This is a genomic window from Staphylospora marina (assembly GCF_003856495.1).
Lineage (GTDB): Bacteria > Bacillota > Bacilli > Thermoactinomycetales > Thermoactinomycetaceae > Staphylospora > Staphylospora marina.
On record NZ_CP034118.1, the window covers coordinates 2,374,712 to 2,396,221 of the forward strand.

At 57.9% G+C, this 21,510-nt stretch carries 19 protein-coding genes and 1 tRNA gene; 2 read left to right on the plus strand and 18 right to left on the minus strand.

Annotation, left to right across the window (positions count from 1 at the left end):
* Window positions 1-277: 277 nt before the first annotated feature.
* Window positions 278-565, minus strand: a complete 288-nt coding sequence (locus tag EG886_RS11750) for a hypothetical protein (protein WP_124728312.1) — start codon at window positions 563-565, stop codon at window positions 278-280.
* A gap of 419 nt (window positions 566-984) precedes the next feature.
* On the opposite strand from EG886_RS11750, the gene ribD reads away from it, so the two are divergent.
* Window positions 985-1,434 (plus strand): bifunctional diaminohydroxyphosphoribosylaminopyrimidine deaminase/5-amino-6-(5-phosphoribosylamino)uracil reductase RibD, encoded by a 450-nt coding sequence (gene ribD, locus EG886_RS11755; protein ID WP_124728313.1) that lies wholly within the window; start codon window positions 985-987, stop codon window positions 1,432-1,434.
* Between the two features lie 55 nt (window positions 1,435-1,489).
* On the opposite strand, the gene EG886_RS11760 is transcribed toward ribD, so the two are convergent.
* From EG886_RS11760 to EG886_RS11810, 11 genes are all read right to left on the minus strand, one after another.
* Window positions 1,490-2,197, minus strand: a complete 708-nt coding sequence (locus tag EG886_RS11760) for a creatininase family protein (protein ID WP_124728314.1) — start codon at window positions 2,195-2,197, stop codon at window positions 1,490-1,492.
* A gap of 48 nt (window positions 2,198-2,245) precedes the next feature.
* Window positions 2,246-3,667 (minus strand): UDP-glucose dehydrogenase family protein, encoded by a 1,422-nt coding sequence (locus EG886_RS11765; protein WP_124728315.1) that lies wholly within the window; start codon window positions 3,665-3,667, stop codon window positions 2,246-2,248.
* Complete coding sequence (locus EG886_RS11770) at window positions 3,664-4,644, minus strand: UDP-glucuronic acid decarboxylase family protein (RefSeq protein WP_124728316.1); 981 nt, start codon at window positions 4,642-4,644, stop codon at window positions 3,664-3,666. The genes EG886_RS11765 and EG886_RS11770 overlap by 4 nt, the downstream gene beginning before the upstream one ends.
* A gap of 155 nt (window positions 4,645-4,799) precedes the next feature.
* Window positions 4,800-5,573: a WecB/TagA/CpsF family glycosyltransferase gene (locus EG886_RS11775; RefSeq protein ID WP_124728317.1), complete on the minus strand. Its 774-nt coding sequence runs from the start codon at window positions 5,571-5,573 to the stop codon at window positions 4,800-4,802.
* A 17-nt stretch (window positions 5,574-5,590) separates the two neighbouring features.
* Window positions 5,591-6,811, minus strand: coding sequence for a glycosyltransferase (locus EG886_RS11780; RefSeq protein WP_206425319.1), 1,221 nt, complete (start codon window positions 6,809-6,811; stop codon window positions 5,591-5,593).
* 17 nt (window positions 6,812-6,828) lie between these two features.
* Window positions 6,829-7,974: a glycosyltransferase gene (locus EG886_RS11785; protein WP_124728319.1), complete on the minus strand. Its 1,146-nt coding sequence runs from the start codon at window positions 7,972-7,974 to the stop codon at window positions 6,829-6,831.
* A gap of 164 nt (window positions 7,975-8,138) precedes the next feature.
* Window positions 8,139-9,455, minus strand: coding sequence for an O-antigen ligase family protein (locus tag EG886_RS11790; protein WP_124728320.1), 1,317 nt, complete (start codon window positions 9,453-9,455; stop codon window positions 8,139-8,141).
* Between the two features lie 56 nt (window positions 9,456-9,511).
* A complete protein-coding gene (locus tag EG886_RS11795; RefSeq protein ID WP_124728321.1) occupies window positions 9,512-10,783 on the minus strand; it encodes a lipopolysaccharide biosynthesis protein in 1,272 nt (423 codons plus the stop codon).
* A gap of 19 nt (window positions 10,784-10,802) precedes the next feature.
* Window positions 10,803-11,438 carry a sugar transferase gene (locus EG886_RS11800; RefSeq protein ID WP_124728322.1) on the minus strand — a complete coding sequence of 212 codons (636 nt, stop codon included), beginning with the start codon at window positions 11,436-11,438 and terminating at the stop codon, window positions 10,803-10,805.
* A 13-nt stretch (window positions 11,439-11,451) separates the two neighbouring features.
* Entirely contained in the window at window positions 11,452-12,351 is a 900-nt protein-coding gene (galU, locus tag EG886_RS11805) for a UTP--glucose-1-phosphate uridylyltransferase GalU (protein ID WP_124728323.1), read from the minus strand.
* Between the two features lie 28 nt (window positions 12,352-12,379).
* Entirely contained in the window at window positions 12,380-13,336 is a 957-nt protein-coding gene (locus EG886_RS11810) for an LCP family glycopolymer transferase (RefSeq protein ID WP_124728324.1), read from the minus strand.
* Window positions 13,337-13,661: 325 nt separating this feature from the next.
* Between EG886_RS11810 and EG886_RS11815 the strand changes: the two genes are divergently transcribed.
* Window positions 13,662-13,737, plus strand: a tRNA-Ala gene (locus EG886_RS11815).
* 802 nt (window positions 13,738-14,539) lie between these two features.
* Here the strand turns inward: EG886_RS11815 and cmr6 are convergent.
* The 6 genes from cmr6 to EG886_RS11845 form a co-directional block, all read right to left on the minus strand.
* On the minus strand, window positions 14,540-15,871 hold the full coding sequence (gene cmr6 / locus EG886_RS11820; protein ID WP_164491825.1) for a type III-B CRISPR module RAMP protein Cmr6: 1,332 nt from the start codon (window positions 15,869-15,871) through the stop codon (window positions 14,540-14,542).
* Window positions 15,868-16,713, minus strand: a complete 846-nt coding sequence (cmr4, locus tag EG886_RS11825; RefSeq protein WP_124728326.1) for a type III-B CRISPR module RAMP protein Cmr4 — start codon at window positions 16,711-16,713, stop codon at window positions 15,868-15,870. The genes cmr6 and cmr4 overlap by 4 nt, the downstream gene beginning before the upstream one ends.
* Window positions 16,682-17,860: a type III-B CRISPR module-associated Cmr3 family protein gene (locus EG886_RS11830; RefSeq protein WP_124728327.1), complete on the minus strand. Its 1,179-nt coding sequence runs from the start codon at window positions 17,858-17,860 to the stop codon at window positions 16,682-16,684. Before EG886_RS11830 ends, cmr4 begins: the two co-directional genes overlap by 32 nt.
* The gene (gene cas10, locus EG886_RS11835; protein ID WP_164491826.1) at window positions 17,857-19,719 is read right to left on the minus strand and encodes a type III-B CRISPR-associated protein Cas10/Cmr2; all 1,863 of its coding nucleotides are present in this window, start codon (window positions 19,717-19,719) and stop codon (window positions 17,857-17,859) included. The genes EG886_RS11830 and cas10 overlap by 4 nt, the downstream gene beginning before the upstream one ends.
* On the minus strand, window positions 19,716-20,855 hold the full coding sequence (gene cmr1 / locus EG886_RS11840; RefSeq protein WP_124728329.1) for a type III-B CRISPR module RAMP protein Cmr1: 1,140 nt from the start codon (window positions 20,853-20,855) through the stop codon (window positions 19,716-19,718). The genes cas10 and cmr1 overlap by 4 nt, the downstream gene beginning before the upstream one ends.
* Before the next feature lie 243 nt (window positions 20,856-21,098).
* On the minus strand, window positions 21,099-21,491 hold the full coding sequence (locus EG886_RS11845; RefSeq protein WP_124728330.1) for a hypothetical protein: 393 nt from the start codon (window positions 21,489-21,491) through the stop codon (window positions 21,099-21,101).
* Window positions 21,492-21,510: the final 19 nt, after the last annotated feature.

Sequence of the window (21,510 nt, forward strand, 5' to 3'; positions counted from 1 at the left end):
GGTGCGTCGGGCCTGCATGATTTCACGGTCCAATCTCCCATACCGCTCCCCGCTTGTTGTCGGGCTCCCGGGATGTCCCCCTGATCCCTTCCACCGAGAGTCCGCACTCCACCAGCCGATACATTGGGGAAAGCAGCTTCCGCTCCATCCGCTGGAAACCGGAAGGAATGTCTCCCCGATCCGAAGTTCAGTCCCATTCTCCTGACGGAACGTTGGCTTCCCATGCTTCGCACGGGCGGGCCACCTCCCGGCTTCACCTCTTAAGGTCGGATGGACATCAAGAACCGGGGAAACAGTCGCAATTCGAACATTCTCTCCCTCCCCGGATCACGCGGACGCAGTCGGCACATTCAATGGCATCACAGCCGCAGTAGAAGAGGGAATCACAGACTTCATCACACGAATCCCGTTTCTCTTTTCGCCGATGATAAAGAAACAGGATCAAACCGGACAACAGCACGCCCGCCCCCAGAAACGCCCATGCGTATACGTACTCTCCTTCCCGGAACAACAAAACAGCCACGATGTACAGTACAAGATTGAGTGAAAGCATACCGAAAAACATGTGCCGGATGACTCCTTTCAACCAACAAAGAATTTCCCGCCGAAAGGGAACATGAATCATCCTCTCACAAAAATCATTCCATAAAGAAACCGCCCACCAGGGGCGAGGCTTGAAGAATGCGGTGGCTTCAAGAATAATGTTCCGTCTCACTTGTCAATGCCTTTGACATGTTGGCCGGCAAGGACGACGTGGATGTGACTCCACACTCCCTCGACGGGACGGTTCACGGACAGAGGAATCAGGTGGAAGCCGGACACCAAATCTCCTTCACGTCCTTAAGTTCAAATGAATGCAGGATCCGATCTGAGCGAACGGATCCAAGCAAGGAACCATTCATCCTGAAGAGGGATTTTCCGCAAGAAACTCAAAAAATATGAGCGAGGACATGTCATTCAAACGTTCGGGAGGGGAAGGGAATCATGAAGTCGGATCTGGAGTACATGCAGGAAGCCGTACTGGAAGGAAGAAAAGCGCAAGGGAAAACAGGAACCAATCCGCCGGTGGGAGCCATCATCGTGAAAGACGGGGAGATTGTCGGCAGAGGCCACACCTCGCATCTCGGCGGTCCGCACGCCGAGGTGAACGCTCTCCGGATGGCCGGGGAAAAAGCAAAAGGAGCCACTGTTTATTGCACGTTGGAGCCTTGCTCTCATTACGGCCGGACTCCGCCTTGCGCCGAGGCTCTGGTGAAAGCGCAAGTGGCCCGGGTGGTGGTGGGAATCCTGGATCCGTATCCCAAAGTCAACGGAAAAGGCGTCGAATACCTGAGGCAGCATGGCATTGAAGTCAGCGTGGGCTATCTGGAAGAGATCATCAAAGAGGATCTGAAGGAGTTTTTGGAGAGAGTCCAAAAAGGCACTCAACAATAAGGAATGTCATCAAACAAGCCACAGGGCGTTCCCTGTGGCTTTGATGTTTCGCACTTCAGTCAGTGGCTTTCAGAAACTCTTCGACGGTGCCGGAAATGGACTCCATCAGCGCGTGAAACAACTTCTTTCCTTTTTCCTGACTCGCTTTGGCCGGGAAACCGATGGTTCCCGTGGAAGTATACGCCTTCATTCCCAACGTTTCCAGCAGTGGCCGCCCCGGCGAATCCACATCTCTGATGTGTTCCTCCCGGACCGTTCCCTCAGAAGTCAGGTACAAAAGCAGAGAAGTCTCTCCCTCTCCCGCGTGCATGTCTTGGCTGGTCGTGTGGGACAGTCCCGCATCCTGGTAGGCCGCGTTCCAATGTTTCTGCGACGGAACCAGCAACAGTTTCGGCTTCGGGATGTTCAGTTCCTGGACAATGTTGCGCAACAGATGGTTGCCGCCATGGCCGTTGACAATGACGCATCGCCGGATTCCCTGATATTCCATGGAGTCCACAAGATCTTTGACATATGCGTAAATGGTAGGCACCCGCAATGAAAAAGAACCCGGGAATCCGAAGTGCTCAAAAGAGGCGGACACCGGCAACATGGGGAACAAAAAGGAAGGATGGAACCGTCGGGAAAGCTCTCTCGCAATCGCTTCGGCAATGATTCCGTCCGTTCCGACGGGAAGATGAGGACCATGCTGCTCCAATGATCCCACAGGGAAAAACGCAAGCCGAACGCCTTCCATCTCCGGCCAGGTTGACCGATAGTCCACACCATCACCCACTTTTTCTGATATTTCCCCGTTTCCATTCACGTTTGATCAATGCCCCGTCTCCACCGCGGTCCCGCAAGCGGCGGCCGGTTTTCGGGGCGGCACTCCGATCCCTTCCAGTTCAAACCCGAGTTCGACGATCCGATTCGGAGGCAGGAAGTTGCGGGTGTCCAGAACGTAACGCTGACGCATGGCGTCTCCGATGGCCGACCAATCCAGCTCCAGGTACTCCCTCCAATGGGTGAGCAGGATGATCGCATCCGCTCCTTCGGCCACGTCTTCGGGACGGTCACAGTAGTGAACCGGAAGATCCGGGTTGACCTCCCGGAACATGGACATGCCTTTGGGATCATGCGCCCGTACGCCGGCTCCGGCGGCCAAGAGCTCCCGAATGATGAAAGCCGCCTGGGTCTGGCGGGCATCATCGGTGTCCGGCTTGAAGGTGAGCCCCAGGATGCCGACGGTCTTGCCGTCCAGCGAGCCCAGCTTTCGCTCCGCCTTGCGGACGACGAAGCGATGCATGTCCCGGTTGGATTCCACCGCGGCCCGGACGATGGACAGCTCGCTGTCCGCCTTGCGGCTGGTGGCGAGGAATTCGGCGGTGTCTTTGGGGAAGCAGCTGCCGCTCCAACCGCTGGAAACCTGCAGGAATTTCTCCCCGATCCGGGAGTCCAGCCCCATTCCCCGGGCGACGTCCTGCACGTTGGCTCCCAATGCTTCGCACAGGCGGGCCACTTCATTGATGTAGCTGATTTTCACCGCAAGGAACGCGTTGGAAGCGTATTTGATCATCTCCGCGCTCTTGGTGTCCGTCTCGAACCAAACGGCTTCGGGGCGGTTCATGCCTTCTTCGAAAAACGGCATGTCTCCCAGAAATTCGCCGAATCGCTCCCGTTTCACCAGGGGGCGGTACAGTTCCCGCATCATCCCGAATGCCCGTTCATGCTCCGCGCCGATCACGATGCGGTCCGGGAAGAACACGTCCTCCAGCGCAAACCCTTCCCGGAGAAACTCGGGATTGCTCACCACGGCGAAATGATTGCCCGGCTCCAGGCCGGACGTTTCCGCGAGAATCCGGGACACGAGGTCGGCCGTCCCCACGGGAACCGTGGATTTGTCCACCACGACGGTGAACCGGTCCTTGGACAGATGCCGGCCGATGCTTTCCGCCGCGCTTTTGACGTACGTCAAATCGGCCGTTCCGTCCGGGGCCGTCGGGGTGCCCACACAGATGAACACCAGATCCGCCTCGGACACCGAAGCAAACGAGGTGTCGGCAAACAAAGTCTTGCCGACGGTGCGGCGGATCAATGCTTCCAGTCCGGGTTCGTAAATGGGGCTGCTGCCGGAACGGATGCTCTCCACTTTGGCGGGATCCACGTCCACCACGCAGGTGTGATGCCCCAGGGCGGCAAACGCGGCCGCCGTCACGCTTCCCACATATCCGGAACCGATGCACGTCACGTTCATGGGACCATCTTCTCCATTTCGCAAGAATTGAGGCGCTCCCGATAGACGGCGATGGTGCGCCTCAGGCCTTCCTCCAGATCCACGGTCGGTTCCCAGCCGAGGAGCCGCTTCGCCTTGTCGATCACCGGGCGGCGCACTTTGGGATCATCCGGCGGCAGCGGGTGGAACGTGATCCGGCTGGTCGAACCGGTGAGCCGAAGCACCGTTTCCGCCACTTCCAGGATGGTGTATTCACGGGGATTCCCGATATTGATGATCTCCCCGGTCGCCGCTTCCTTCTCCATCGCCAGCATCAGACCGCGCACCGTGTCGTCCACGTAGCAGAAGGAACGGGTTTGCCGCCCGTCTCCGTAGACGGTCAAATCCTGACCGGTGAGCGCTTGGGTGACGAAATTGGAGATCACCCGTCCGTCATCGTTCCGGAGCCCGGCCGAATAGGTGTTGAAAATCCGGATCACCCGCACCGGCACTTTGTACCGGGTGTGATATTCATAACAAAACACTTCTCCGAGGCGTTTGGCCTCGTCGTAGCAGGCCCGCGGTCCCCAGGTGTTCACGTTGCCCCGGTACGTTTCCGGCTGGGGGTGGACTTCCGGATCCCCGTACACCTCGCTGGTGCTGGTGAACAGAAATTTCGCCCCGGTCTTGCGGGCAAGTTCCAACAGATTTTGCGTGCCGACGGTGTTCACCGCGATCGTTTCAAACGGTCGTTCCTGATAAAACTTCGGAGACGCGGGGGATGCGAGGTGATAGATTTCCCGGATCTCCTCCCATCCCGGAATGGACGACACCGCGGGATCCGTCACATCCATCCGCAGGAAGCGAAAGCGGGGATGTTCCATGAGATCCCTAAGATTGTGCTCCTTGCCCGTCGCCAGATTGTCCGCGCCGATCACCGTCCGGCCCGTTTCCAGCAGCTTCCGGGCCAGATGGGATCCCAGAAATCCGGCCGCCCCCGTGATGAGTGTGTGTGTCATGGTCAACCCTCTCCCGTCATGCGACGTACCACGATGCCTCCCGGGGCGCCATGACCGTCGCGTTTTTGTTTCGTCCCGTAACCGTCGGGATGCGTCCCGTGCCAACGCCACGCCGCCCCGATGAGGAGCGGGGATCATGCTTCGGTTTCTCCCCGTCATTTTTTGAGCGCAGGGCGACGGTCGGTCCACTCTTTGAGAAGCAGTTTGAGCACAAACGGAGGTTCCAGGATGTACCGCCTCCACAGCCGTTTGGGTTCCGATGCAAGCCGGTACAGCCATTCCAGGCCCACCCGTCCCATCCATCTCGGGGGAGTGGGCACTTCCCCGGCGATATAGTCCATGAACGCCCCCTGGTTCATGGCGACATTCACCTGCAGGGAATCGATGTTCTCGGCCAACCACACTTCCTGTCTGGGCATGCCCATCCCCACCAGCAGCAGGTGGGGCCGGAACCCGTTGATCATGTCGATGATGCGCCGGTTTTCCTCGCTGTCTTTGGACGCATCGAAATAGCCGTGATGCATGCCGAGGATCAACCGGGGGTTCCATGTGCGGTACACCTCTGCCGCACGCTCGGCCACGCCGGGTTTGGAGCCGAGCAAAAACACCCGCAGCCCTTCTTTCTCGCACACGGAAAAAAGATGAGGCAAGAAATCGAGGTTGGTGAGCCGGTGGGACCTTTGCAGCGGATACCCGAACAACTTGCCGATCCACACGATCGGCATGCCGTCGATGTGGACGTATTCCGCCTTTTCATAAAACGAACGCAATCGCTCGTCATGATGGTACAGATAAATGCTGTGCAGATTGTGATTGGCCAGAATGATCTTTTTCCGCTCGCGGACGGCTTCCAGCACAATCTCGCCCAAGTGATGCTCTTCGAGGGCATCCACGTGGATGCCGAGCATGGAATACCGGGCGACGTTCATTTCCCGCACCTCCCGTTCTAGCGAGACTGTCCGGACATCACGGCTTTTTCGCGGTTGGCCTGAAGAATCCGTTCTATCTCTTCGATCATTCCCCGGACCCTTGCATCCCAACTGTGGTTGTTCAGGATTTCTTCCCGGGCAGTGCGTCCCATCTCCGGCAAGCGATCCCTGCTTGAGATCGCCCGCTTCAGCGCTCCTTTCAAATCTTCCACGTCGCCGGGACGGAACAGAAAACCGGTTTCTTTGCCTTCGATCAGCATCCGGGCGTCATCGTGCGCGGATGCCACCACCGGCTTGGCCATGGACATGTACTCGTAAATCTTGAGCGGTGAGTGGTACATTTTCTGCGTTTTCAGGTCCACCTGGCCGGAAAATCCGACATCAAACCGGGAGATCCATGCAGGCACTTCGTCGGCGGGAACCCTTCCGGTGAACGTGATCCGGTCGGCGAGTCCCGCTTCGCGGGTCATTTCCTCCAGCTCCGCTTTCACCAGGCCGTCCCCCACGATGATGACCCTTACATCGATGCCCTCTTCCCGAAGTTCCCCCACGGCGCGGATCAGGTGATCCAACCCTTGCCAGGCCAGAATGCTGCCGACAAACCCGACGGTGAACATGTCGGAATCCCGGCTCTCGCCTTCTTGCGGACGGTAAAAATGGGTGTCCACGCCGTTGGGAACGACGAGAATTTTGTCCGGATCGATGTGCAGCCGCTCCACGATCTGTTCTTTGAGCGGACGGCTGACGGCCACCAGCACGTCGCAATCCCGGTAGGCCTTGATCTCCATCTCCCTGGCGATTCCGTCCAACACGATGGCCTTTCGGTCTTTCTTGGCCTCTTCGAAAAAGATGCCGTTGGTCTCCAAAATCCACGGAATCCCGTGCTTTTTGAAGATCCAGCCCAAGGACTGGAGCACGGCATGGCGTTCATACACCCAGTTCACGCGCGGCCCGAGCTCTTCCCACGCCTTTCGCGCGTTCCGTTTCCCCAGCACGATCCGCGCCACATCCGCCGCAAAGGTTTGAACGGGATTGGCGGTGAGCATTTTTTCGGTTTTCTTGTTGGCAAGGTCGCGGCGCATGCGGTCGCCCACGATGAATCGTTCCACTTGCCATCCCAACCGTTCAAACGCTTGAATGACCCCCAGCACGTGTGCCCGCGGACCGCTCGCCTCCGCATGCGGACTGGTCGACACGCGGGGGGCGGCGGACAGATAACCCAACACCTTGTCACGCATGTTCATCTCTCCAATGGTCAATGAGATTGATCGTTGAAGCGGTGGATGCACTCATCGTAGATGTCTTCGAGCAAGCCGTTTTGCTTTTTCAGATCGAACAACTTTTCCACATGCCGTCTGGCCCGGCGGCTCATGGCCGTCCAAAGTTCCGGGTCATCCAGCAGCCGGCAAAGGTGCCTCGCCAATTCGGCCACGTCCCTCGGCGGGGCGAGCAGACCCGTTTGTCCGTGGATCACCGCTTCCGGGATGCCTCCCGTCGCAAAGCTGACCACCGGCAGCTCCAAAGCCTGCGCTTCCATGAACACCGTCCCGATTCCTTCCGACGCTCCCGTGTGGATTTCCACGCTCGGGACGCAAAACACGGCGGCCCGTTTCATCCACTCCCGGACTTCCTCCACCGGTCGCACCCCCAGAAACCGGCAGCGCACCCGGGCCGCTTCCGCCTGCCGTTGCAGCGATTCCCTGAGCGGACCGTCCCCGATGATCACCAGCTCCACATCGGGGTTCGTCCGCCCCACCTCTGTCATCGCTTCGATCAGGTACCGGCAGCCTTTGTTCTCGACCAATCGCCCCACGAACAGGACCGTCCGCCCCCGCGGAACGGCCGGGTCGGGCCGGAAGAAGTCCAGGTTGATGCCGGTGTAGTGCACCCGGACCTTTTCTTCCGGATATCCCTGCTCCAGAAGCTTGTTCCGGATGAATCGGGAGATGGCGATGAACAGGGTCCCTTCCCCGGCCAGCCGCATGCGGTTGCGCACGTAATGCCGGTGCGACCAGGAGGCGGCATGTTCATCCCGGGTCGTCACGTCGTATCCGTGAAACGTGACCAGAAGGGGAAGGCCGGTCCTTTTCGCCAGATCCAACGCCTGCAGTCCGTCCGGTCCGAAATGGGCGTGAATCAGCGAAGGCCCAAGCCGTGCCACCCGGCTTGTGAACGAATCGGGGAAGCCGAACAACTTCGCTCCGATCTCCCGGATCTTTCCCGCGGCCCCCCCTTCGTTCACCACCATGACCCGGTCTTCGGGAAGCGTCAGGCCGCTCACTCTCCTGGAGCCGGCATACACCGGCTCATACCGTTTCAGATGTTCGGCCTGATTCACCACGAACGTTTCCGAATACGGCAGCAAGTGATTGCGATAAATCAGGACTTTGCGTTTTCCCATTCATCCACCCGCTTTCCGGCCAACATCGTGAACGTTGTACCTGCAAGGACAGTCTCAATGCCGCTCCCCCACTCTTTCGAAATCAACGGATCTCTTCCCGATGCACTCCAAGTGTGCAACTGTGTGTCAGTGTTTCTTCCCGGAGCGGATCGGCGGAAGCCGGCTCATCCCGCTGCAGGTGTTCGGCCTGCTTCAACCCGGGCGTCTTCGACCACGGATGCATCTGCCGGCGAACGATCGTGACTCTGCGCTTCATCCGCCTGCTTCGCGGCCAGCATCGTGAACGTTGCCACGTACAACACCCAGAACAGATTGAAATTGTTCGTCAGGATCGCGCTTTCGGAAATGTTGGAGACGATCATGAACGCTCCGTACAAGAGCGGCCAAGCATCCTCCCATCTGTTGTTGAATCGGACATGCCGGACGGCCATGATCAGGAATTTCACCAGCCCGGCCAGGAACAGGCCGACCCCGATCAACCCCAAATCCAGCCAAAGATCGATGAAACCGTTGTGGGAATGCGGGGGCTTCCACTGGATCACTTTCCAGACGGAGTTGGACGGTCCCTCCATTCCGTGCCAGAACCCGTAGTACCCGTAGCCCAGCCACGGCTCCCGCATCGCCATGGCGATCGCGTAGCTCCACAGGGGCGTGCGGCCCGTCATGGTCGCATCCTTTCCAAGCAGGCCGAAGAAGGATTCACCGTCGACAAGGATCCAAATTCCCACCCCCGCGACCGGGACCAGAAGGAGCAGCACAGCCCATTTGAACAGCCGGGGCTTGCGCCAAAAAAGCCAGATGAAGCCGAGCAAAACCATGAGCGCCACTTCGATCAGAAAGGCCGTTTGCGAATCGGACAACACCAGGAGTGCCATGGACAACCCCACAGCATAAGGCAACTTGTTATTGAATCTTGTCTTTGCATATTGAAACTGAAGAAGAGAAAACACCAAAAAGGACAAGGCCATGATTCTGCCGAGCGAATTTTTGTGGACGAATACGCCCTTCCAAGCCCCCTCGTGCTCCTGATGATCAATGGCCAAATCCCAGAACAGGGGCACGGCCAGAAGGCTCAGCACCATGATCACCGCCATCATGACGGCCAGGACGAGAAGCAACCGCTTCAACCCGAAGTGCGTGCCGATCCAGACTCCGAGCAGGGTCATCAAGGCGAGGGTGATGCTTTTCTGCAGGGTGACCTCCTCGAATCCGCTCCAAAGCACGGAGCAGAAAGCCCAGGCCACCGGCAGCCAGATCCACAGCGTGGGCCGCAGGCTTTCCTTCAGTTTGCGCCAAGTGAGCCAGGCAAAGAGGACGGTGAGCACAAACACGGGCAGTTTCAGAGCCTTGCCCAGCGGGTCCGCCCAAGCATATTCGTTTTCGAACATGGAAATGACCGCACCGGAAAACAGGAACAATGCGACCATGACAAATGCGTTTTCAAGTCTTTTGCGCTTCCGCAGTTGCACAGACAATTTCAATGTCGTTCCCCCACTCTTCCGAAATCACCCGGATGTCTTATGAAATGAACGCATGCTTATGCAACCTGGGTCAGTTTTTGCTTCTTCTTTCCGGAGCGGATGAGCGCCACGGCTCCCCACAATCCGGCCGCCAGCAGCAAGTCGGTGCCGATCAGCGCGATGGCCGCCCCTTTCCAGCCGTACCGGGGAATGAGCCAGACGTTCACCAGCACGCTCACGACGGTCACCGCGACCTGTACGGCGGAACGGACCCCCTGATGCCCCGATCCGGTCAGGGAATCGGCGGCGAAATAATGAACGGCCCTGAGGAGAGGAATGACGGAGAGACAGCGGATCACCTCCACGGAAGAGGCGTACTCCTCGCCCAGCATCATCGGGACGACGGGGGCGGTGATCCAGAGCAGCACGCCGACGACCAGCCCGTAACCGCCGGCCAGCGGAAGCAACTTTTTGGCAAACCGGAGGCTGCCCTGAATGCCGGAGGCGCCATGTTGAAAAAAGCGGGCGTACGCCGCGTACAGCATGGAGCGAACGGGCGTGAACGCCACGTCGATGATCCGGTATCCCGCCGCGTAAATGCCCGCCGTCTCCAGGGAAGCGAGCCGGGCGAGCAAGGTTTTGTCCAGATCGTTGTAGATGTTTTGCGAGGACAGGCTGATGGAGAAATACATCCCTTCCCTGATCTCTTCGGGAATCCGGCGCGGCTCCGGTGCGGGCCTGCCCAGCTCCCGGCAAACCAGCCAGACGGCGATCAGGCAGGCCACCGCCGTGCTCCCCAGGTAAAACCAGCCCCAATCGGCCGGCTTCGGCTGATCGACCGCCAACAAAAGAAAAGCGGCCGAAAGCATCCGGCTTCCGCTGAACAACACCTGAAAGCCCGCCGTTCTGCCCAGCCGCTGGAACGCCTGGTATGCCTGCCCGCAAATGTCATGGATCCGCGCAAACAGGATGTCGGAGACCGCGACCAAGATGACCAGACCGAGACTCACGGACTCCGGCAGGAGCCAGAAGGAGAGGCCCGCCACCAAGGCCACCAGGCAGCTTCCGGATACGATCGTCAGGATGAGTGCATTTCCCCAATACACGGAAAACAGATCCGGATTTCTGGACACGTTTTTGACCAACAGATTGCCGCTGCCCAAACTGGCAAAAGGCGCCAGAAGCGCCACCAGTGAAACCGTGCCGATAAATGCACCGTATCCCTCGTTTCCGAGGGATCGGGCGATGATGATGAAATAGACGGCTTGGATGCCGATCCGGCTCCCCATCCCGATGAAGGTGGAGAAGGTGTTCCGGGCCAGCAGATTGTTTTTCAAACGTTTGATCATGGCCGAGACCCTTTCTCTCTCAACAGGTGTTGCTTCTGAACATCACTTTGACCGTGGAAAGAATCAGATACAAATCCTTCATGAATGATGCAGTTTCAATGTATTCAAAGTCGTAATGCAAATTTTCGTGAATGGGGCGGGTCCGGTCTCCGCTGAGTTGCCACGGCCCCGTGATGCCCGGCTTGACCAGAAATCGCTGCTTTTCATAATCCGTGTAATATTGCTCCACGATCATTTTCTGCTCCGGTCTCGGTCCGACCAGGCTCATCTCTCCCCGGATGATGTTGATCAGTTGGGGCAGTTCATCCAAGCTGGTGCGCCGGAGAAAGCGTCCCACCCGCGTGATGCGGGGATCATCGGACGATTGCGGAGAGCGGCCCTGTTTCGGGACATCCCTGTACATCGTGCGGAACTTGAAAATGCAAAACTCCCGACCGTCCTTGCCGACACGCGGCTGTCTGAAAATCACCGGTCCGGGTGAGTCCAGCTTGATGGCGACGGCGATGATCGCCATGACCGGGAGGACCAACAACAGGAGGAGCATGCCCAACGTCCAATCGAGAACCGGTTTGACGTATCGAAAGTAACGGGACCGGGTGACATTCCTCGAAATGCTCATCCCGGATCCGGCAATCCGTTCGGCCCTCATCTCCATCAAATCCCCTCCTTCATGCGAGCGATTTGGTTTTCATGGAGGAGCGGGCGGACACAAAATCGTGCAACCAAGTCATGAAGCTGTCCATCAATTCCTCATTGCGTGCTGCGAATTCAACCGTGGCCTGCAGGAAGCCCAGTTTGCTCCCCACGTCGAACACCCGTCCCTCATATTCGTAGCCGATGAGCGGCTTTTGCGCGGCCTGGACCCGGAGTGCGTCCGTCAGCTGAATCTCTCCTCCGGCCCCGGGCATCGTCCGGTCCAGAATGTCAAAAATATCCGCTTCCAAGATATACCGTCCGATGATCGCCAGATTGGACGGAGGATGTTCTTTCGGCTTTTCCACGAGGTCGTCGATGCGACTCACTTTGCCGCCGATCCGCTCTCCGGAGATCACCCCGTACTTGTGCACCTCTTCCCAGGGAACCTGCTGTACGGCGATCACTCCCGCACCGTTTTCCTCGTAGAGATCGATCATCCGCTTCAGACAGGGAACCCGACCGTCCATGATCATGTCGCCGAGAAGGACCGCAAACGGCTCATCCCCGATGAACTCCCGGGCACAGGAGATGGCATGTCCCAATCCCAGCGCCTCTTTTTGCCTGACATAATAAATGTTCGCGAGATCGGTGGAAGTGCGGACCAGTTTCAGCAGGTCCTCCTTGTTTTTTTGCGCGAGGTTGAATTCCAGCTCGAAGTTTTTGTCAAAGTGGTCTTCGATGGCCCGCTTGCTCTTCCCGGTCACGATGATGATCTCCTGAATGCCCGATTGGACGGCTTCTTCCACGATGTACTGAATCGTCGGCTTGTCCACGATCGGGAGCATTTCCTTGGGCATGGCCTTGGTCGCCGGCAAGAACCGGGTTCCGAGACCCGCCGCGGGAATGATCGCTTTTCTGACTTTTTTGCTCATTGGCTTTCTCTCCCCCGGATGCAGTTTCTCAGGAGCTGTTCTCACCCAGCTGCAGATGCTGCTTCAGCAAGGAACTGATGCGGTCCCGTTCCTGCTGATCCACAATATAATAGTAGACACCGCCGATTTTCGTCCCTTTTCCCTTGATCGACACCGTTTCCATGTTGCCGGCGGCTCCCCGGTAGTCGGTGGCCACCGCCGTCATTTCATCAAACGTCATGTTGGTCCGGATGCTTCCCTGCAGAGAGGCCAGGATGTCTCCCATGTTGGTGACGATGGCCGGTGATGCAGCCTTTTTCATGACTTCGCGCAACACCTGACGTTGCCGCTCCTGGCGGCCGAAATCGCCGCGGGGATCGTCATAGCGCATCCGGGTATACTTGAGCGCCCGGTACCCGTCCAAATGCACGGGCCCTTTGGGGAACGAGACCCCTTCGTAGGTGAAGGCGAATGGGCTGTCCACCGTCACGCCGCCCACGGCATCCACCATTTTCATGAAGCCTTCCATGTCGACTTGCACATAATAGTCAATGGGTGCGTTCAGGAACTTCTCCACCGTGCGGATCGACATTTCCACTCCGCCGAACGCGTAGGCGTGGTTGATCTTGTCCTGGGTTCCCCGCCCCACGATCTCCGTCCGGGTGTCCCGCGGAATGCTGAACATCAGGATGGATCCTTTCGCGGGATTGACCGACATCACCATGAGCGAATCGGAGCGCCCGCGGTCCCCTTCCCGCTTGTCCACCCCCATCAGCAGCACCGAAAACGGTTGTCTTTGGTTGATGTCCACCCCTTTTTCGCGAAGTTCCGATTTTTCCCGATCGATCGGTGAATACATGTTGTTGGCGGTCTGCTTCACCGAATCGTACACGTACCAAGCGTAAGCCCCGCCGGCTCCGACGAGGAGAACCAGCACCGTCATCAAGATTTTCAGCCACTTGCGTTTCTTTTTTTGTTTCGACACGCGATGGTTTCTGGATTCCATGAGCCACCTCTTTGGTTGTTCTTTCCGAACGGAGAGATTGGGTCTCATAATAATACTCCGTTGGAAGGTTTCGGTTTTTGTCCACTTTCTTCAACAAGACGCCCAAAATCCTTCAGAAGTTGAGCCCTTCTCATGTTACTTGGTTCATTTGTTGATTTCCGCATTTCGGGAAGAGGTACTCCCGAAAATTTCATCCGGCATTTTTCCGGTCACGAAGCCCCATTCTTCTGAATATTGTTTTTTTGATTTTCCTGTTGACTTCATGAACCCTCTTGGATATGATAATAATTGTCGAGAGCACGACAGAAAAAAATGAACGAAACATGGGGCATTAGCTCAGCTGGGAGAGCGCTACGATGGCATCGTAGAGGTCAGCGGTTCGATCCCGCTATGCTCCACCAAACCAACCGCTTGCCAAATCGGCAAGCGGTTTTTCGTTTGTCTGCCTTTCGGATTCCGTTCCATTCTCACGCGAGCACATGAACTTGGAGACGATGTTGGATGAGTTCCGAACGGCATGACTGATACAAAAAAGCCAGCCCGTTTGAGGCTGGTCTTTGGGTTGTCTACACGTTTCGTTGTGTGAGCAAAGATGCCGGAAGCCTTCCCCTGCTCGTTTCGTTGCGATGGCAAAGGCACTCGCAGGGGAAGGTTCCGGCTTTATCGTTCCAATCCACACTGGATTCAATAACTTCAGCAAAAAATCGGATCATTTCCATCGAGGAGGAGGAAGAGTTGAAGTTTCCATTCCACACTGGATTCAATAACCCTCGCCGTTTCTGGGTTTCGGGAATTTTCAACGCTCAGAATCCTTGATTTTTCGTGATCTGCAACCTTCCCAGAGCTCTCAAAACGGGGGAGGGTTGTAGATAAATTGGGGATTTATGCGTTGATACATATATTATCATAATAACATGATGCGGATCGATTTGTCAAATCACTGCAAATTTTATTGGACATAGAGGGTCATTTTCGTTGTTTTTTGTTTGTGGGATTAGCTCAAATGGAAATTTCTGTATTCAATTGTCTGCAACTTAATGTCAGAAAACTGCGCCAATCAAAAAACCCCTTCCCGGGATGGGAGGGGGTTTATATGAACACGAATTCATAGAAGTTATATGCCGGAAGCCTTCCCCGGCTCGTTTCGTTGCCATGGCAAAGGCACTCGCAGGGGGAGGTTCCGGCAATTTTCATTCCATCCACTTACCCGACGTGTTCTTGGGTTTGCAGAGACTTCTCCCAGACTTCTTGTTTCGCCGCGTCCACTGTGAAGCGTCCGTAGCCGACGGCGGTTTTGGCGCCGGCACCGGACCATTCGAGGGCTTGTTGGAGCCATCCGTGAACACGGTAGAGGTCGCGCAGGTCTTGCTCTCTCCGGCTTCGGGGCAGGAGGGCGAAAACGAACGGCTGGTCCCTGGCCACGACGAGAAACGGCGTGACGTTCGGGGAGGACCAGTCATGGGGCGGAGATTTCTTCTTGTCTTTTGCGCTGTAATAGCCCAGATGATGAACGGAGATGACGTCCATTTCCAGCGTGGGCGGTTGGGCGGGCAGGGCGTCCAGGAAGAGGACGCTGCCGGAGTGCGGGTGTCCCCGCGTTTCCCGGGTGTCGGGACCGAAGATGCGGTTGATGTCCCGGGGATCGGCCTGAATCCACTCGCTGGCCCATGCGCGGACGAGCCCCTTGATGGACGATCCGATCAGGTACGGGACGCCCAGGGTGTGGTGCCAGGTGAAGCCGTTCTCGGTGGGATGGGATCTCCCCAGTCCGGTGGCGAAGCGGCTGGCGGTTTTGGTGTACAGCAGCAATCCCCCGTTGGCCCGCACGATGTCTTCCGTTCGTTCCAAGGCTTCCCGAAGCAGATCGGCATTTCCGACGGTACCGGTGACGGAGCGGATCCAGTCCATTTTTCGGCGACTCAGGTACCAACGGTCGGATCCGGGATCATACATCCATTCGTTGCAAAACTTTTCGTACCACAGACCGGTGTTTCCGGCGGAGGGCCTTTTTTTCGGCAAATGTATCCGGTCGTCGGTCGGCTTGTACAGGGGAAGCTTCCGGATCAATCCCGTTTGCACCTTGGTGGAGGCGACCCGAAAGCGGTGGTCCGCATGCAGGTTCCGGTCTTTCAGGATGGCTTCGGCGAATCGCTTGTGCCAGAACAGCCAGTTCATCGCTTCGGTCATGGCCCGGCGGTAACGGTCGGGGCCATGGTCCATCACGGCTTGGAGCAGGTCGGTGGCGCCGGGATACGGAGCCAGCGGATGGTTCCGGCAGAGCCAACCGGACAAGTTTTTCCACAGCCAGGCACGGGGCTCTTTCTGGTCTGTCTCGCCGGGCCGGTACGATGAGCGCAAGGCCGCAAGCGCCTGTCCCAAACCGTTGATCATGATGGTGAGCGGCAGGCGGGCGACAAAGCTGGCATAGTCGTCCCGTTCTCTGCTCAGCTCTTCTTGCTCACATCTTTTTTCCACTTCCTGCACGGTCTCCCAAGCATGACGGATCCGTTCCTGCAAGGATGCAGGTTGGTTCATGCCGCATCCCAACCTTTCGGAAGACTGGCGGACATCCATCCTTGGCCGGTGGTTTCGTTGCCGCCGATCTGCACGTACGGATTGCGGGCCAGTTCCTCTGTCAGCTTTTTCAGCGAGTCCTCCCGGCCCGGTCGGGGGATGAGCAGGGAGTACATGAGGGTGTCGGGCGGAATGGTTTCCTCGTTCCACACGTTGCGGCTGGTTTTGGTCTCCAGATCCAGCTGGTTTTTGGTGACGATCGGAAGTGAGAAACGGGCAAAATGGCTGAATTCATCGTTGTTCAGCAGGACCAGCTGCCCGGGAAGGCGTTTCCGGACGGAGTCGTGCCGGATGAGCGGAGCGATGCAGCCGATGATTTCCCGGATCAGGGGCTCATCCTGCTCAGGAATGTAAGTGAATTCTTCCAAGAAGACCGCTTCCGACTCGGGCCGGGCGGTGATCGCCTGTTCCCGGGGAATGTCGACCTCCGGGATGCGCAACGAAACGCCGGTCAGGGACAGGTCCCGCTGCAGCCGCTCCAGGGCGTACGGACAGGTGACCCAGCGGTAGTGACCGGACAGGGAACGGACGGGCAGGAGCAGCAGACGGGCGTCCGTGATCCCGACACCTCCCGCTTCTTCTTTTGTGCCGAAAATTTGATCGATCCAGGCGGGCGGGTTCTTGACATCCCCGTGCTCCAGCACCAGTTTTTCCCGCAGGGCGCCTTTCAGGGCAGACCCGGGGATCAGGGGATATTCGGTGACCGCTTCCCGGATGACGGGCAGGTCCAGGAGACCGTCCTGCCGGCCCGATCCGGGATGAACCGCCGTTTCAGCCAAGAGTCCCATCACGGTGGCTTGCATCGGCTTCAACCTCCTCTTTCCATTGTCCGATCGCCATTTGTCCCAAGCCGTATGCCGTCATGCGGCCGATCCGGGAGCCGTGCAACGCGAGAATGTCCGCTTTTCGATCCGCGTCCGCTTCGAAAAACCAGGCGCTGCCTGCCGGAATCAGGGGAAGTTGCGGACGGGAGCCTCCCCGGCGGAGATCCCAGCCGCTCATGAACACCGGTTTTCCGATGATGGCACAGACCAGCTTACCCGGAGCGCCGGAAAAACCTTCCCGGATCAAGGCGCCGTCCGGATCCGGAAGACAGTGGGTGAGCAGCAGCATCACATAACGGATTCGCCCGTCGGGATCCGGAGTGAGCTGCGGCGCCGGCGGCAGGGGATCGGGAGCGGACGGATCGACCGTGACGCGGGCAAACCGGCCTTCTCCGCCGAGCGGCAGCGCCAGCAACCGTTCGCGATCCGGAGTGTCCGGAATCCCGTCCACCCCCAGCCGGATGTGCAGCCCGTGCACGGTGCGGATGTGCGGAACGGTGAACAGGTGGCCTTTCTCCACCCGTTGCGTCCGCAGATCGCGTTGGATGCCGGCGCGGGGCTCTTTGCGCCACAGTTCTCCTTCCTCAAACAGCTCGCCTTCGGGGGCGGGCGTATCCCCGCGCAGCACCCGCTCAAGTCCGCTGCGTGTGACCCATGTGTGTTCCAGCGCGTGCCCTTCCACGCGTTCTTTCAGGACCGGCAGCCGGAGCCCGTATCCCAGATCGCAATCCACCGGTGTTCCCGGCACCAAACGGGTGACGCGGAACCGGCCGTCCCGCCGTTTTTGTCCGTACAGGAACAGCGGTGCGGGAAAGAGCGTCTCACCCTTCCATTCGAGAAAGGGGCCGGTGAGGCGAAGGGAACCGGTGTGATCCCAGCCGGCGGGAATGTCCGGATGAGCGGACGGATCGGAGGGTCCGCCCAGCCATTCCGGCCAGCTGTCGGGTCGTTCCGGGTCCCAGCCTGCTTCCCGGGCCAGTGCGAAACGAACGGCCCCGAGCAGCGAGGAGGCGAACGGGGGAAAATGCGTGTCCGGTGCCAGACCCCCGCTTTCCCCGGCGCTGAAGCGGGCGGGATCGCGGAAAAAGAGAGTGTCCAGTGGATCCCAGGACCACCATGTCGTCATGAGGTTTTCACTCCTTTTGCCGGACGGAAAAACCGGATGAGTTGGGCGGCGCTGTCATCCAGCGGTCCTTCGGCCAACCGGACCCGGTCATCTTCCCGCCAGGAGCGGAAGCTGACGCGGAACAAATCTTCCAGCAGTTCTTCCGTTTGCGGGTTCCGCTGGCCGGTGATGCGATAATGATCTTCACGGATGAGCCGCTTCAGCATGTAGCGGTGCTGATCGTCGTCGTCGAGAAACTGCGGAAACCGTTTGTACGCGGTTTGCAGTTTGTCCAGAAACCGGTTGGACAACAGACGGTCCGGTGCGTTCAGCAGGCGGATCAGGCTGTCCACGGCCGACGGTTGTCCGTCCGTTCCTTCCCAGGGAGCCGACCAGATCAGTTCCGCTCCCGTCCGTTTCCAGATCCCGATGGCCAGACTGTCTCTTCCCGTGGTTTCCTTCGCCTGAACATCCAGCATGTCACGGGTGAACTCCAGCACGCTTTGCAGCGGGGACGAGCAGTAACCGAACACGACGGCGGTGGAGCAGGTGGCCTTGATCCGGTCGCCGGCCGTTTCCCGGAAAGCGTTCATGTAGTCCTCCCGCAGCAAGCGTGCCGCCCGGAGGGCTTGATCCATGGGGAAGATGGCCATGACGTCATCGCCGCCGGCGTAAATGACGATCCCTTGGTGACCATTGATGGTCGTGAGGATGCGTTCGGAGAATTCGTTCAGCGCCTGGCTGATCAACCGGCCGTTTTCCGGACTGGCCTGCAGATGCCGTCCCAACCGGTCGCCATCCATCATGAGGAGGGCGTAGTAAGGAATCGGATCTTCGCCGACCGCCTTTCTGAGGCGCTCATAGGCATCCCGGAGCGAAGCGCCGTCCATGGACGAATCATCCCATACCCGCTGAAGCAGGTGAGGGATCACCCAGCTTCCGTCCAGTTTGTAAAATTTCTCGATTCTTGGATCCGGTTTTTTCCCGTCCGGTGAAAGGATGTGGGAAGGAGGAGTGATCAGGACATCGTCCGGAACGGTGCGGGCATACTCCCTCACGGCGTGCGAGGCTTTTATCTTCGCCTTTTCCATCCACGACAGCGCCGCCATGTAGTTGAAGGAGGGAATGCCCACCGCCTCGGAGGGAAACTTCCAACCGATCGCTTCCTCGGCCACGTAGGGAAGCAGCCGTTTGATCAGGGCGATGGCCGAGAGTCGTTCGTCATCCGCCAGATCATTGGACCTGAGGCTGTCGTCAATCATCTTCCAGAATGCACGGTCGTTGCAGCCGGACACCTCTTCCAACCGATTCATCACCGTGCATTTCTCTCCGCCTTCCACCGGTGGCAGATGATGGCGCCAGTTTTTTCGGCGATCGATGGCGTTGTCCGCTTCATCCACCACCCAGAAAGTCTCCCAGTACCCGTTCACCTGCCGCTTCCAGATCGCCTGTGTTCGCTCGTCGTCCCAGCGTCTGAGGTTTTCCGGGTCTGACTGCTTTTTCTGAATCTCGTTCCGAATGTACCTGTTCACCGCGTCGGCGATTCGCTTCCACGCCGCGTCCACTGCCTCGCAACATCCGCGGGGATCGAAGTCTTTCGGCACTTCTGCCTTGAACCGGTTGGGCAACGTGCCAAGCCCCGGACCGAACCTCGGTTTCCGGTCCGGAGGCTGGAGAATGGCGCCCAGCAGGGAATCGGGCTTGTCGAGATTCACGAAAGGAAACACGATTCGGCCGCCGCTATGGATCACGTGGGCCATCGCGTGTCCGGTCAGATAGGAAACAAGAAACGAACTGACCAACAGATCACGCGTTCGACGTGAACGGGCCACGAAATCCTGGACGGGTCCCAGCATGAAATGAACGGTTTTCACGCTCATTCCCATCCCCTTCTCAAAAACTTTCTGAATGCAAGTTCTCCGGTGAAGCTTTTCAAGGCTTGTTGAAGATGATCTTCATTCCAATCACGCCACCAGACTTTCCGGTTTCCCTCTTTGGATGCCAATTTCGGAAACGGCACGGATTGGATGGTGAATTGGGGAACGTATCCCTCAGCCGTGCGGGCGATGCGCAGCCGAACCGGGGACGGCATCCGTCCTTCTCTCCAGGGCTGTTCATATTTCTCCTCATCCACGGCAATAATCTGTTTGCCTTTGACTCGGGCAGGAAGTCCGAACAAAATGCGGTGTTCAGGGTAATGTTGATAAAAACGGTTCATCAGGTCATGGGCATCCCGAAGTGCTTCAAAACAGTCGGAGTGGGGAGTCGGTCCCAACCAGACACTGGTGTTTCGGTCCAGGCGGGTATGTTTGCCGGGGGGAAACGGGGTGTCGGTCGCATGCAGCCAGCTTCGGATCATTTTGGCCCCATCGCAGAACCGATTCAACCACATTTCAGGTGTTTCTGCTCCGTCCGGCAGCGGCAAGGCTTCTTTCAAGCGAGCTGCTTCCGGGGCATGTTCCACCTTCCATGATTCCAGCGTAATCGAGCCCAATCCCCGACGGGTCCTCGTTCCGAGGCCGCCCACATGGGCCAGCAGCCAGACGGACGCCAATAATCCGGGCCAATCCTGGGGATCTTCCCGGTGGCGGTGTCGCATGGCGAATTGAAGCTCAAAGGACTGGTCCTCTTTCAGGTAATTCCGCTTGCTCAGGGAATGGGTGAAATGATGGAGCGAGGCCAACGTCGAATTGAAGGCCGAATGCTCCAAATGGGTGAGCAGGCGAATGATCACCCGGGACTGCCCTGTATGTGAACCGGCTCCTCCGAACAGCACCTCCTCCCGGGTGCCCTTGATTTTGTGGTTGTGGGTTGACCTTTTCCGGTCCAATTCCAGCCAGTCGGCAAATCCCGGATGAACGGCCCGGTACCAGTGGCGCAAGCTTCCCTTGATGGAAGGGACCCGCAGCACGGATTGCTGCTGGTTTGCGTCTCCGAGGAACATCGGGGTCACGATCCGGAAGCGGACGTGCAAGTGAGGAATGTCGGGGGATGTGTCGATGCGGGTTTCGTCCACTCCTTGCCCTCCTTCTTGAGAGAAAATATCGAAGGATCATATGAAGAAAATTGGATGAATATGATGCCTATTCCTTTCGGATGGTTTGTTTTCTAAACATTCAGATTATAACAAACGCGCTTTTTCCTGGATTTTTATCCCATGTGTTCACGGACGCTCTTCGGCAACGGCCGGTGAAACGGACAAAAAAACCGCTTGCCGGCTAAGCAAGCGATTTTTCGTTCGTCCGCCTTTCAGTGCCTCTCAAAGCTTGTCCACCAAGGTCAGCATGAACTTCAGCGCGGGCTCCTCTTCGGCTTTGACGGCTTCCCGTGCCTCTGTTTCCCCGAGGCTTCCGGATCTTGCTGCAGCCTTGACCCGGATGAGTTCATCCATTTTTTCTTCAATCGCAGCCTTCAGGATCCACTTCATCTTTCGGGACAAACAGGGAACCCACTGTACAAGGGCGGTCATGACCTCATATTCGTTTTTGAATGTCAAAAGAGAGTCATCCTCGTCCGAAAATGAAATGATCCATTCATTTTCTTCCGCATCATACCAAGCCACGCACTCGGTGCCGTTCACGGTTTCATACTCGACATAGTCGGCTTCCGGATGCGGAAAGATCAGGTGGCGTGGTCCGATTCGTTCCTTCATCGAGGGTCGGTCCTTTCGC